The 13,323-nt window shown below is 62.8% G+C and carries 8 protein-coding genes; 4 read left to right on the top strand and 4 right to left on the bottom strand.

Annotated elements, in window-relative coordinates; all coding sequences use genetic code 11:
• Positions 1-220: 220 nt before the first annotated feature.
• Entirely contained in the window at positions 221-409 is a 189-nt protein-coding gene (locus tag HG800_RS06000; RefSeq protein ID WP_169974816.1) for a hypothetical protein, read from the bottom strand.
• A gap of 758 nt (positions 410-1,167) precedes the next feature.
• Positions 1,168-4,605 carry a transcription-repair coupling factor gene (gene mfd, locus HG800_RS05995; protein ID WP_169974814.1) on the bottom strand — a complete coding sequence of 1,146 codons (3,438 nt, stop codon included), beginning with the start codon at positions 4,603-4,605 and terminating at the stop codon, positions 1,168-1,170.
• Positions 4,606-5,231: 626 nt separating this feature from the next.
• Here mfd and HG800_RS05990 point away from each other — a divergent pair.
• Positions 5,232-6,299, top strand: coding sequence for a hypothetical protein (locus tag HG800_RS05990; RefSeq protein ID WP_169974812.1), 1,068 nt, complete (start codon positions 5,232-5,234; stop codon positions 6,297-6,299).
• A gap of 42 nt (positions 6,300-6,341) precedes the next feature.
• Positions 6,342-7,340, top strand: a complete 999-nt coding sequence (locus HG800_RS05985; RefSeq protein WP_169975450.1) for a DUF1559 family PulG-like putative transporter — start codon at positions 6,342-6,344, stop codon at positions 7,338-7,340.
• A 132-nt stretch (positions 7,341-7,472) separates the two neighbouring features.
• Here the strand turns inward: HG800_RS05985 and HG800_RS05980 are convergent, their stop codons facing one another.
• Positions 7,473-10,343: an Hsp70 family protein gene (locus HG800_RS05980; protein ID WP_169974809.1), complete on the bottom strand. Its 2,871-nt coding sequence runs from the start codon at positions 10,341-10,343 to the stop codon at positions 7,473-7,475.
• A gap of 255 nt (positions 10,344-10,598) precedes the next feature.
• Here HG800_RS05980 and HG800_RS05975 point away from each other — a divergent pair, with 255 nt between their 5' ends.
• Positions 10,599-11,300: a 3-keto-disaccharide hydrolase gene (locus HG800_RS05975; RefSeq protein WP_169974807.1), complete on the top strand. Its 702-nt coding sequence runs from the start codon at positions 10,599-10,601 to the stop codon at positions 11,298-11,300.
• A 96-nt stretch (positions 11,301-11,396) separates the two neighbouring features.
• Positions 11,397-11,855 carry a hypothetical protein gene (locus HG800_RS05970; protein ID WP_169974805.1) on the top strand — a complete coding sequence of 153 codons (459 nt, stop codon included), beginning with the start codon at positions 11,397-11,399 and terminating at the stop codon, positions 11,853-11,855.
• Between the two features lie 29 nt (positions 11,856-11,884).
• Here the strand turns inward: HG800_RS05970 and HG800_RS05965 are convergent, their stop codons facing one another.
• Positions 11,885-13,129 carry a hypothetical protein gene (locus HG800_RS05965; protein ID WP_169974803.1) on the bottom strand — a complete coding sequence of 415 codons (1,245 nt, stop codon included), beginning with the start codon at positions 13,127-13,129 and terminating at the stop codon, positions 11,885-11,887.
• Between the last annotated feature and the right edge of the window lie 194 nt (positions 13,130-13,323).

Here is a 13,323-nt window from a genome sequence, read left to right as displayed (position 1 = left end):
TCATCAATCCGTCTGGGTCCGAGCCACCCCATCGACATCCTGGAGACTTGCCGCATGGCAAGCCCGACGGGATTGGGCTCAGACCAGATCAGGCCAGATCGGTACGGTATCGAGCCCCTTGAGGAAGGTCAAGTGGTGACCGCCGGCACGATCGTCACGACCAGTTCCAGGGACGTCCCGCGCCCGATCGGGCCGGAACGGTCGCCTACAGAAAATTCGATCAGACGCCTGGGGGTGGACCCTCGTCGATCGTCCAGTCTCGGACCGATCGCTTGCGGCGAAGGGCCTCATCCACCACGGAACCGAAGGCTCGACGGCGGCGGTCTCCGTCGGAGGCAGCGGCGGGCTTGGCCCCCTCGATCCGTCGAGCCACAGCGTTCTGCTTCCGGCGCTTCTTGTTCGAGGCCATGAATTGGACTCCTGGTCCGATCCCTGAGGTCGCACGCATACCAGTCCCATTCTCATCCGAGACGCGTGAGAGGATCAAGGTTCGGAGCAGGTGCATCCTGGCACTCGGTCAAGAGAGCCGGATCGGGGCGTGGTGCGCCCGGGAATTGGGGCTCGGTGCGCTGATGATTCGCGTCATTGGGATGACGATTCTTCCGAAATCTCAAGGATTTGCGTTGATTCCTCTCAGTTCGTTTCGTCACGGCAGATGCAGGAGAGTGGTGGAAGATCCGGTCATGGGGTGGTGTCGGGGTCCGTCGGGCTCGTGCGGGAGGAGTCGAGGTCATGGTGTGCTTCGGGCGCCGGGCTCGGCGTGCCGGAGGGTGCGCTCGGGGAGCAGTCGCGGAAAGGAACGTTTCTCGTGAGAGGCGTTGAGGTTGCGTCGATCGCAATCGGTTTGTTTCGTCAGGATGATGCCGTGAACTCGGTTCGATTCGTCGGGGCATCGGGGAGTTTACTCCTCGACTTCGTGTCGAGACCTCCTCCAGGGCGATCGGGGCGAGAGGTGCGCCAAAGGTGCGCCGCCTGGTGCACGGGCAACGGGGACGGATCTTGTGGAGGCAGCTCATCAGCGAAGCGGAGGAGAGACGGAGCGCACATTGCCAATGAGCGACGGCCAGTCATTGGCGGAGGGGATCGGAGGAGGCGTTCTCCCTCATGATCATCGAGAATTCCGGGTCCGGCAGTCACAATAAGACCTGGTGTTCCTGACGAGGAGGATCATGCAGGGCCATCGGCTCGGTCTTTGCGGCGCCGGGTGCGGCCTTTGAGCCCCTGGCTGAGCGGAACGCTGGGTTTGGGTTCGGGATCAGGAGCGGCAGGAGGGGCCTCCCGCATCGTGGCCGAAGGCTTGGGAGAGGGCTTCGACGGAGTTGGTGGGGAGGATGGTGGCGGCGTGGCGAGGAGGTTGCGGGCGAGGGACGCGATGGCGGCGGGGGAACGGTCGTCGTTGAGAGGGACGTAGGCGGTCTTGGTGTCGGCGATTCGGACGGTCGAGGGGGGGTGCCGTTTGGCGAGGGCGTCGATCCGCTTCGGGTTGCGGTAGGTGAGGACGAGGAAGGCATCTTCGACGTGGAGGCGGTTGATCATCCAGTGCTCGGAGAGGATGCGTAGCTCGGCCTCGGCTAGGAGGTGCTCGGCGGGCTTCGGAAGCGGGCCGAAGCGGTCGATGAGTTCCTGCTGGAAGTCGGCCAGGCGTTCGAGGCTTCGGAGGCGGCCGACGCGGCGGTAAAGCTCGACCTTGAGCTTGTGCGAGGGGACGTAATCGGCCGGCAGATAGGCGCGCCAGGAAAGTTCGATCGAGCAGTCGTAGCGGGGACGTTCCCCCTTGCCGGTCAGGGAGCGGACGGCCCCTTCGAGCAACGAGCAATAGAGTTCGTAGCCGACGGCCTCGATGTGGCCGGACTGCTCGGCGCCGAGGATGTTGCCGGCCCCCCGGATCTCGAGGTCGCGGAGCGCGATCTTGAAGCCGGCGCCGAGGTCGGTGAACTCCTCGATCGCCTTGAGGCGACGGACGGCGTTGGGGGTGACGGCCTTCGATTCTTCGAGGATCATGTAGGCATAGGCGCGGTGCTTGAAGCGGCCGACGCGGCCGCGGAGCTGGTGCAGGTCGGCCAGGCCGTAGCGGTCGGCCTCGTGGATGAAGATGGTGTTGGCGTTCGGGATGTCGAGGCCGGACTCGATGATGGTGGTGGCGACGAGGATGTCGGCCTCGTGGCGGACGAAGGTCATCATGGCCTTTTCGAGCTGATCGCCGGTCATCTGACCGTGGCCGATGATGATTCGGGCATCGGGGACGAGCTGCTGGATGCGGTCGGCGACGGATTGGATATCGAAGACCTTGTTGTGGACGAAGTAGATCTGGCCGTCGCGGTTCAGCTCGCGCTGGATGGCCTGGCGGATCATCTGGTCATCCCATCGGGTGATCCGGGTCTCGATGGCCTTGCGGTCGGGGGGAGGGGTTTCGAGGTTCGAGATGTCCCGGATGCCGAGCAGGGCCATGTGCAAGGTGCGGGGGATGGGAGTGGCCGAGAGGGTGAGGATATCGACGGTGGCGCGGAGGGACTTGAGCCACTCCTTGTCCTCGACGCCGAAGCGCTGCTCCTCGTCAATGACGATCAAACCGAGATCCTTGAATGCGACATCCTTTTGCACGAGTCGATGGGTGCCGATGAGGATGTCGACCTGGCCGGCGGCGGTGTCCTTGAGGACTGCTTTGATCTCGGATTTGGGGCGGAAGCGGTTGACGACCTCGATGCGGAAGGGGAACTCGGCCATTCGTTTCGAGAAGGAGCGGTGGTGCTGCTCGGCAAGGACGGTGGTGGGGACGAGCACGGCGACCTGCTTGCCGGCGTCGGCGGCCTTGAAGGCCGCGCGCATGGCGACCTCGGTCTTGCCGTAGCCGACGTCGCCGCAGATGAGGCGGTCCATCGGCCGGGGCTGAACCATGTCGCGCTTGATGGATTCGATGGCGGAGAGCTGGTCGGGGGTCTCCTGGTAGGGGAAGGCGGCCTCGAACTCGGTGAGCCAGTGGGAGTCGTCCTCGGGGTAGGCGATGCCGGGCTTGTGGGCACGCTGGGCCTGGAGGTCGATGAGGTCCTGGGCGAGATCGACGACGGCCTCGGCCACGCGCTTCTTGCGCTTCTCCCAGGAGGTGGTGCCGATCTTCGAGAGGGGAGGATCGATCTTGCCGCCGCCGACGTACTTCTGGACGAGGTCGATCTTGGCGATCGGGATATAAAGCCGCGTCCCTTCGGCGAATTCGAGGACGAGCTGTTCCTCGGCATAGCCGCCGGAATCACGCTCCTTGTCGACAAGTTGCAAGCTGCGATAGCGGGCGATCCCGTGGTTGAGGTGGACGACGAGGTCCCCTTCGTTCAGGTCGAGGAAGCTGTCGATCGCCCGGCTCTCGTAGCGGCGACGGCCGGTGCCGCGGCGGACCTCGGTGCGGTCGAACAGCTCATGATCGCCGATGACGAGCAATTCGGCGTCGATGAGATGGAAGCCGGAGCGGACGCGGCCGATGGTCAGTTCGAGTCGGGATTCTCGGACGAGGGACGTGTCGGCGAAGACCTCGCCCAGGCGCTCGACCTCGGCGGCGTTGTGGCAGGCGATGAGGACGCGATGCCCGCCGGAGGCGGTCTCCAGCTCGGCCTTGACCTTTGAGAGTTCTCCCGAGAAGCGTTCGACGCTCTCGACCCGCAGACGGCAGGTGGTTTCGAGGCTGGCGGAGGCGACGGCGGAAAGGGCGATGGAGGGGCGTTCGGTCAGGCGTTTGAAGGTGCCGTTGACGTTGAACAGGCCGCGGCGGTTCTCGACCCGGCCGAGGTAGTGCCCCCCCTGCTCTTTCAGGTCGTCCGGCTCGACGAGGGCGACCCAGGAGCCTTCGGGGAGGTAATCGGCCAGGTGGCCGAGGGCGTCGGGAGCGTGATCGGCAGAGGCGACGGGGGCGGTCAGCGAGACGGAATCGAGCGTGCCGAGCGAGCGCTGGGATTCGGGGTCGAAGGGGCGGATCGACTCAACGTCGTCGCCGAAGAATTCGACGCGGACGGGCTCGGCCCGGTCGGGGGAGAAGACGTCGAGGATGCCGCCGCGGAGGCTGAACTCGCCGGCGACCTCGACCACCTCGACGCGGGTCATCCCCCGCTCCACGAACCAGGCGATCAGGTCCTCGACGGGGATCGTCTCGCCCACCCGGAGGGTGCGGGAGGCCTGGGCGAGGGCCTCGGGAGTCGGCACCGGCTGCATCAACGCCTGGAACGAGGCGGCGAGGATGCGCGGGGGGTCGTCGAGAAGTTGCCGGGCGATCCGGAGGCGCCTGGCGAGGGTCTCGTCGCCGGGCTTGGCCTGGCTCGGCGGCTTCTCCCAGGCGGGGAGGACGGCGACGGGGAGGCCGGAGAAGGTGCTCAGGTCGTCGGCGAAGTCGTCCACGTCGCCGACGTGAGGGATGGCGACGAGCAGCGTCTTCGGCGTGTGCCAGCTCAACGCAGCCGTGGCGAGCGGGGCAGCCGAGCCCCAGGCGCCGTCGATGGTGGCGCCGCGGTTGTTCTTGAGCGCGGCGAGGACCTCGGGGAAGCCGTCGGCGGTCTGGATCAGGCGGGTGAGGTCGGTGAGGGCTCGGGGATCGTCGAGCGATCGGGCGGTGGAGGCGTCGGGCATCGTTCCCTCGATGATCGGCGAGGAGGACCGCCCGGGGTCGGGCAGAAACACGAGTGCTTATTGTAAGGAGAGGATTCGATTTCGCCCATGCGGAGTGAGGTTCAAACTCATGGAAGACGGGACACGGTCTCTCACGAAGTCATCCCGGAGAAACCCATGGTGACAGGGCGAGCTAGATGACGGTTTTTCAGAAGGGTCGATCCCATGGGTTCTCATGAGAAACCCGAGGACCAAGCTGCCCCATTTCTCCCAATTATTCCAGGCCATCACGCCCCGTTCTGGACTCGGATCATCAAACGTGGCATAGCCCTCGTGACCTCAATCTGTATGAATCCATTACAGAAATGCTACGGGGAACGCTTGCGTATTCAACTCTCTACGTGACAAACGGCCCCACCTGTTGGTCCCCTATGGAGGAATGTCACTCTGGAGGCCACAAATCGCGGCCGATACCCTGAAACATGCCGCCAAATTTCTTGGAATTCAACTTGACAATCGTGAACTCGCATGCGATTTCTAGAGAAACACAAAATCAACACACACACACACCTAGACTCCTCGGTTTCGAGACACTCATTCATTGGATCGAATCAAGCCAGAAATCACTCGACACGCGAAGCTTACTCATGAATATACCGATTTATTCTTTTTTGCACATATTTTCTTTAATCACCATTCTTGCAAATACAAATTCGGCACGGATCGCGAACGATCCTGACGTGGAATTACTCCGACATGAGATGAGGATGTTCTGGGAGGGGATGGCGCATCTACTCGCGAAGGGAGAAACGCTTTACCCTGATCGCGATTACACTCTGCAATTCGAACTCGATTACACAAACCACGGACGTCGCATTGTCCGACAAACATTAGTCAGCACCGATGAAATACGAAAACTGACCGAGCAGAGAGAGGACGGAAAAACTCATACATCAATTCTCTGGATGCATGGAGATCCCGAAGTTGTCGATCGAGTCGTGATGAAGAATCAGGAACACGATGCGGAGCATTACGCTGGGCCGATGTTTCCGCTCTTCTGGGTGTTTCTGCCGGATGGTAGACCGCTGCACGTCCACCTGAATGAAGGAGCCACGATCGAACGCCTGGAAACCGACAACCTGTATTTGATCAAATCGATGAGAAAACGTGTCGAACTTCCTCTCTTGATCACCGTCGACCGTGACCGGGATTGGCTTCCTCGAAAGATTGTCATTGGAGATGAGGAGACCGTCATCGAGGTGACCGATTTTGGTCTAGACAACGGCCGGTGGTTCCCGATCAAGGGCCAGGGCTCTTCCAAAAAAACGGATGACGATGGACAAATCGTACGGGGCCGAGAGCAGTTCAGTTTTTCCGTCTCTGGATTTCAATTCAATACGCCCATCGACCCAAACGATTACTCCATCGATCTGGGCACACTTCACGACGGAGTTCTGGTCAGCAATGAGACCACTGGCGAAGAATTCATCGTCGGCGAGAATCAGGACAGGACACGAATCTACGAGCAATTTTCACCCGATCTTCCGTTGAATCCACGTATTGAGGGCATCAACACCGAGGGCATCGACATCTTCAGGAAGCCACAAAACGACAGCACCATACGATGGATCGCGCTTGTAATCGTTTTCATCGTCGCAATATGCGTTGTCGGGGCTTTCACCTGGCGATCAAGATCAGCAGTAATGAACAGGTAACGTCGTGCCGCCACACGATGCTAGGATCGTCAGGAGCGAGCCATGAAATCCGATCTCGAATCAACTCGAAGACGCCACGGCCTCACCTTGATTGAATTGCTCGTGGTGATCAGCATCGTGTTGTTCATTCTCGCCATCGCGATACCAGCGATCGCCAAGACACGCTCAGCGTTTCGACGTGCTCATTGCTCCGCGAACCTCCGACAGCTGGGAATTGCAATTCTGAACTACGAATCCGTTTTCAATTGCATGCCGATGCAATTAGAATCGATGAGAAGCCCAGATTGTCCCAAAAAATACTCCTTGCATGCCCGATTACTCAACTACATAGAACATGAGAATTTATACAATGCTATCAATTTCAACTCTCCATTGGAAAACCCAATTCTCTATGGATGGGATAGTGCTATGCAAACAAACTATACTGCACTAACAACAAAAGTTAGCTTATTTACATGCCCTTCTGAAGCGAATACAAACAGCGACTTGACCATACATGGTGTCAGCTATCGAAGTAATCTGGGATCCCTGAGATACCCGATAGCCGGTCGAAAATCCGCGCAACTTGGACCTTTCTCTTACATGTACCAGACGTGCACTGTTTCAGACATCAAGGATGGGCTCAGCAATACAATCGCGATGAGCGAAGGATATATGGGTAGAGGCGGGATGAGGCGAACCGTTGGCGGAACAATCGTGATCGATCGATCTGCGTCCAGGGACGATGGTGATGTTTCCTCATGCAACGACTTGCTTGTTTTGGACACAACACCCATTTACAATTACCCTGGGCTTTCGTGGATGATCGGAGGTCTTTCGAGTTCAATCTACAATCACGTTTCGCCTCCAAATTCTCGTGATGTTGACTGCCTTTGGAAGGCGAATCCCGCCATCGGTTATGTCGCTGCTCGAAGTCATCACCCGAACGGCGTCAATGGGATGATGGCGGATGGATCTGTTCGGTTTTTCTCGACACACATTGATCCTGCCCTCTGGCGTGCATTCGGCACCCGTGCGGGCGGGGAAGCCGTTTCACCATAAAGTGTGCTTTTTTTCGATCGATTGTCCGGCCCTACATTTCGACAAGGTGATCTGGAAACTCGTCCGTCCCCCCAGGCGAAACAGTCGTATCCCAGGCCCTTTCTCTGAGACTCTGCGAACAGTCCACCTCACCTATTCTTCTCTCTCACCGACCAGGCGGAGACCCACCGGCAAGGCGTCGCCGAGGGCGACCCCCTGGGCGCGGGAGCGGAGTTCGTGGAACTCGCGGACGGGGGCAAGGGTTTCGTCGTCGGCGCCGAGGGAGGAGAGGCGGTCGAGGACCTGGGAGCGGAGGGTGTCGTCGAGGTCGCGGGCTCGGTCGCGGGAGACGCGGGCGATCTGGGAGAGGGCAAAGATGAGGTCGTCGCGCTCGCGGTCGGACGAAGGGTCGACGGCGAGGAGGGACGCAATCCATCGCTCGGCGACGTCTTTCGAGACGGCGGTGTTGGCCGGGCCGTAGAGGGGCATCCGGGCGCCGAGGCGGCCGAGGGACCAGAGGGCGGATCGGGGGGCGTGGGGGCGGCCGACGACCTTGGCGAGGACGTCGCCGAGGCCGACCTTGAGCGAGGGTTCGAGCCGTTCGAGGGCTGCGGCGCAGCGCCACATCTCGGCGATCTCGTGGGATTCGGGCTTCGGGCGGTTGAGCTTCTTGGAGGCGGGGCCGGCCCCCCCCTTGCCGGGGAGGAGGAAGGGGGCGAGGCGGCGGTAAATCTCGTCGTGGTGGGCGCGATTGAGGCCGGCGGCGACGCGTCGCCAGAGGACCCACCACTCGACCCAGCATTGCACGTCCTTGGCGTGGGTGACGCCCTGGTGGAAGGTCGGCCAGAGGGCCTTCATGCGGACCGGGTCGAGCGGGTAGCCGGTGCCGGGGCGGAGGCAGTAGCCGGCGAGGTTTAGCCAGCGCTGCTCGTGGCGAGGGGAGCGTTTGCGGTCGGCGGCGAGGTCGCGGAGCGGTTCCCAGAGGGCGCGGAGGGCCGAGGGGGGCCAGTCGTCTCTTGAGAGGTCGAGCACCTCTTCCAGGCGTTTGACGAGGCGGGCGGCGCCGTGCTCGGCCTGGGGGTCGGGGGTCTCGAAGGCGAGGCGGACGGCGGAGACGGCGGCATCGACGAGCGATTGTTCGAGGATGTCCTGTTCGGCGTCGGCGTCGAGGTCGGCGGACGGAGCATTCCCGGAGGCGGCGGGGTTGCGGAACTGGATCTGGAGCTTCCAGCGGCGGTCGTCGGTGCGGGACTGGCACCAGAGTTCGAGGGTGCCGATCTCGGTGACGAGCGCGGCCAGGCTGACGGGCACGCGCTCGCTCTTGGCCTTGCGGCCGACCCGCATGACGCTGGCGAGTGGGGGGAGGTCGAGGATCGAATTCGGATCGTGCGGCACGAGGTCGCCGGGTTTGTCCTGCGGCCGGACGGAGCTGCTGGCCAGGGGGAACAGCACGGGGCGATCGACGAGGAGTTCGAAGTTGCGGTCCTCGATGTGGAATTCGTCCCCTTCCTGGGCGTCTCGGGGGACGGTGCAGAGCCAGGAGGGGGTGGTTTCGGCATCGTGGGCCTGGAGGCCGATGTAGAAGGATCGGGCCGTGCCGCCGCCGATCCGGATGCCGCCGCCGCGACGGACGACCCCGTAATAGGCCGCCCCCTGAGCAACCGCCAGGTCGAGCGAGTCATTCGAGAGGACGCGGGGGGCATAGGCCCCGTCCGGCTCGTCCGGGAACCAGGAGGTGACGACCGAGACGATCCGATCGCGGACGACCTGGGGGGTCAAGGCGCCGCCGTTGAAGAGGATAGCATCGGGACGGGCGGGGCGGGAATCGGCGTCGGGGGGGTGGCCGTCGGGTAGGATCGCCTCGGATCGGTGGCGACGGAGGAAGGCGGCCAGGTGTTTGGGGATGGCCGGGTCGCTGACGTAGGGCAGGCCGAATTCCTGAAAACCGGCGCGGGCGGAGCGGTCGGGCTCTGAGGTGCGCTCGACGATCGGGAAGAAACCGTCGATGGCGACCGATCGGACCTCGTCGCGCGACAGCTCCGACTTCAGGCTGCCGCCGATAACCCGGGAGCCTCGGCCGGGGATGGTGACGGGAACGCGGTCGGGGCCTCCGGAGGAGAGGAGTTGTTCCTTGGCCGATCGGCAGGAGAAGCGAAGGGCGCTCCATTGCTCGGCGTCGAGGCGGGGGCCGCCGAGCTTCCCCTCGACAAGGTGGGCGAGGGCCAGGTCGATGTTGTCGCCGCCCAGAAGAAGGTGATCGCCCACGGCCACGCGGCGGAAGCCGGGGCCGGTGGGGGTCTCGTTGACGGTGATCAGGCTGAAGTCGGTCGTGCCGCCGCCGATGTCGAAGACGAGGATCAGCTCGCCGGCTTTCACCTGCTTTTGCCATCCGGATTGATGGGTCACAATCCAGCAATAGAAGGCGGCCTGCGGTTCTTCAAGCAGGGTCAGGTGGGCCAGGCCGGCACGCTTGGCGGCCGTGACGGTCAACTCCCGGGCGGCCTCGTCGAAGGAGGCGGGGACGGTGAGGACGATCTCCTGCGCTTCGAGCTTCGAAGCGTCGTCGCCGCGGGCGATCTGGTGGTTCCAGGCGTCTCGAATGTGTGCGAGCAGGGCGGCGGAGGCATCGACAGGAGAGAGGCGAGGGACATCCTCGGGGCTTCCCCAGGGGAGAATGGCGGCCTCGCGGTCGACTCCGGCGTGGCAAAGCCAGCTCTTGGCGCTGGCGACGAGTCGGGCGGGGACGCGGGCCCCCTGGGATCGGGCAAACTCGCCGATGATCCGGGAGGCCGCTTCATCCCAGGGCAAGACCGAGGCGCCGGGGGGAAGCTCAGGCCCGGCGGGCAGGTAGAGGAACGAGGGAAGCATGGGCCGGGGGTTGGTTTCCCCCGGCGCGACCAGTTGAGGAACCGGGAAGGGTTGAATTGCAGCTGAGGGCCGGGCTTTGCCTCTCGTGTCGACGAACGCAACCGCACAATTGGTCGTGCCCAGATCGATGCCAACAATGTAGCGCGAGCGAGCCATGCGAAGAAACCATCCCGATCAGCAACGAGAGCGCGTCAAGGAAACGAAACGAAGACGAATGGATCGATTGTGGGTCGAGCCATCGTATTCTACCCCGATCCTCGCGGCGGCGACCCCCGAGTCTGCGAGGAGCCATCGGCCGGGGAGTCTCGAACGGCCTGGGAACTCCGAGAGTTTGAATCGAGCGTTGAGCCGGCGCCTGGGTACGAGTACAGTGGCAATCGCCTCCGAACCGCACCGAAGGAGCCCGGCATCATGACACGTCTGCCCTTTCCGGCCGTTCTGGCCGTCGGCGTGAGCCTGAGTTTGACGGGGATCGACGCGACCACCGCAACCCCTCCGTCGATCGAGGATGGCTGGCGCGTGCTGTTCGACGGACACTCAAGTGAAGGCTGGCGAAACGGCAATGGTGAGCCGTACGACGGCCCCATCGACGAGGGATCGCTCCAGGTGTATCGCAATGGCGGGGCTTTTGTGTATTTCGAGGACGAGTTCGAGGATTTCATCCTTCGATGCGAGGTGAAGCAAGACACCGAAACGACCAACTCGGGCGTGTTTGTGCGTTTGGTCGATCCGATCAGGCATCATGGCCCCCCGTCCCGGAACCCGAGGACAGGCTTCGAGTGCCAGGTCGGCCAGGGAGGGACCGGCATTCACAGCTTCGGGGCGATTTACGACCTGGTTCCCGCAGCCTCGAACGTGGCGAAACCGGCCGGAGCATGGAATGAGGTTGAGATCCGCTGCGAAGGCCCGGTCGTCGAAGTCTCAGTCAACGGCACCAAAACCGCGAGCCTCAATACCGAAGAATGGACCGAGCCCGGCCGGCGCCCGGATGGCTCTCGGCACAAGTTTCTGACGGCGATCAAGGATCACCCTCGCGTCGGGCACATCGCGTTTCAGGACCACGGCGCACGGGCCTGGTATCGCAATGTCCGGATCAAGGAACTCAACGACTGATCGCCACGGAGGGGGAACGACCTTCCTTCGGCTGTCTGGTTCGACGCGGACTCTCACCGAACCTTTCTTGAATCGACGATTGGAGTTCGGCGACTTATGAGCGAGTCGGACACCCCCATCCCCGCCAATGAAGCCGATCCCCGGTTTCCGTCTGGTCCCTGGGTCGGCTTCTTCCTGCAAAAGGAACTGCCCGGTCGTCACGGGATGGAACTGCATTTAACGTTTCGTCAGGGAGTTCTCTCGGGAGAAGGACGCGACCGGGTCGGCCTGTTCCTGGTTCGGGGACGTTACGACCTGGAAGACGGCTCCTGCCGCTGGGTCAAGAAATACGTCGGCCGCCACGATGTCTTCTATTCGGGCTTCAACGAAGGAAAGGGAATCTGGGGGACCTGGGAGATCGCCCCAATTCACCGAGGAGGCTTCTACATCTGGCCCGAGGGGATGCCCGATCCCACGCAGCAACGGCTCAAGGCCGAGGCCGACCTTCCCGCGCCAAGCGATCCGGTCGAGACTCCTGAGGAGGAGCCGATCCCGGCGGGAGCGGGGACGGACTGATGGATCGGCGGGAGAGTGATCAAAGACGCTCAAAGTCCTTGTTTGCGAAGACTGTAGGGTAAGACTTTCACACCAAGCGACTTCCGGAGCGGACCCAGAGCCGTTCGGAGGGCGGTCGCCGGACCCGCCGTCTCGTCCTCCTCGACCGTGTAGAGGTGGTCGCCCTTGCCGAGGGGCAGGGATTCGATCAGGGCAACGGTGCGGTCACGCTCCTCGGCCTCGGCCGAGGGTGGCAACGGTCCGGACCAGATCACCAGGCTCACCGCAAGGCCAGCGGCCCGAGCGTCCCCGACCAATCGACCCAGTTCGTCACGAGGGGAAACCGGCAGCGACGGGTCCGAGACGGCGCCAAAGGCAAGGCCAAAGGTCACGCGCCGCAGGCCGAGCGTCTGGTATCGGGTCCAGGCGGAGGCGTCGGGCAAGGGGCCGGCGCACCTGCCGAGCGTCGCGTGAATGCCATCGCGATGGGGGCGATCGACCGGAAGATCCGAGCGTCTCGGAGGGGCGGGGGATTCGGCGAGGGGGAAGGCATTGGTCACGATCCGGAGATACGATTCCACCACCTCGGGCGGGTGGTTCAGGACGTCGGGACCGGCCAGAAAGAGGTTTCGGTACGCGAGGAGTCCCTGTCCGAGAAGCTCGGCAACATTTCGGCAATGGGCGGTGAACGCCTCGGGAGATTGGAGTTCGACCGCATTTCCCAAGACAGAAGGGACGGTCGCCTGGAGGACCAGGGCATCCTGGCTGTCGGGGGGAAGAATCGGAAGCGGGCCGTACGTGCTGGCATACAATCGGCGGTGCTCGGCCCAGCGATCGGTGTCCCAGGAGGCGATCCGGGAGAGGAAAGCCCGGAGCTGATCGGGTTCGACGGGTCGAGCGGGAGCGGGAGGAGGGATGAGGGTCAAGGCTCCCGAATCGAGCCGGGACATCAGGTTGAGAGCCATCTGACGGATGGACTCATCGAGCGCCGCGGCCTCGGCATCGTCCAGGGTCCGACGGTCGAGGAGCATCTGCTGGTTCACCCGAGGTCGATCGATCGCCTGGGTTGAGCCATCGAGCCGTCGAAGATGATGACTGGGATGGACGTAGCAGCGGTGCCAGCGGCCTTCGAGGTCGAAGTGGTAACTTGGGTCGTTTCCGAAATAGAGTGAAAGAGCGCCGTGTTTAACGCCGAAGAAGATCAGAAGTCCATCGATCGGCTGCAGCCCCACACGCTCGGGGTAAAGGGCACCGGATCGAAGCAGTGCCTGGGCCTCGGTTTCGGCCTGGGACATGGCAAGGGGGCTCCCCGGCCGCGGGGCCGGTCGAAAGACTTCGAAGAAAATCGGGCTCAACAGGAACGAGCCGATCGATTATAGAAACCTCGCGACGAGCCCGAAGCGTCTGGAATTGAGCCAGAATCGCCTCGGGATTGGGTGGCCGGGGTAGTCCACCCCGAGCACGGATGCGAGTGCTGCCCAGGATCGCA

Origin of the sequence: Tautonia rosea, from assembly GCF_012958305.1 — a bacterium.
GTDB lineage: Bacteria > Planctomycetota > Planctomycetia > Isosphaerales > Isosphaeraceae > Tautonia > Tautonia rosea.
This window is presented reverse-complemented; position numbering and strand designations above follow the sequence as displayed.

What these genes read in the sequence shown, in the direction of transcription:
- HG800_RS05965 (WP_169974803.1), bottom strand. Translation starts at nt 13,129, where the DNA reads ATGTCCCAGGCCGAAACCGAGGCCCAGGCACTGCTTCGATCCGGTGCC.
- HG800_RS05990 (WP_169974812.1), top strand. Translation starts at nt 5,232, where the DNA reads ATGAATATACCGATTTATTCTTTTTTGCACATATTTTCTTTAATCACC.
- HG800_RS06000 (WP_169974816.1), bottom strand. Translation starts at nt 409, where the DNA reads ATGGCCTCGAACAAGAAGCGCCGGAAGCAGAACGCTGTGGCTCGACGG.
- HG800_RS05970 (WP_169974805.1), top strand. Translation starts at nt 11,397, where the DNA reads ATGAGCGAGTCGGACACCCCCATCCCCGCCAATGAAGCCGATCCCCGG.
- mfd (WP_169974814.1), bottom strand. Translation starts at nt 4,605, where the DNA reads ATGCCCGACGCCTCCACCGCCCGATCGCTCGACGATCCCCGAGCCCTC.
- HG800_RS05985 (WP_169975450.1), top strand. Translation starts at nt 6,342, where the DNA reads ATGAAATCCGATCTCGAATCAACTCGAAGACGCCACGGCCTCACCTTG.
- HG800_RS05975 (WP_169974807.1), top strand. Translation starts at nt 10,599, where the DNA reads ATGACACGTCTGCCCTTTCCGGCCGTTCTGGCCGTCGGCGTGAGCCTG.
- HG800_RS05980 (WP_169974809.1), bottom strand. Translation starts at nt 10,343, where the DNA reads ATGGCTCGCTCGCGCTACATTGTTGGCATCGATCTGGGCACGACCAAT.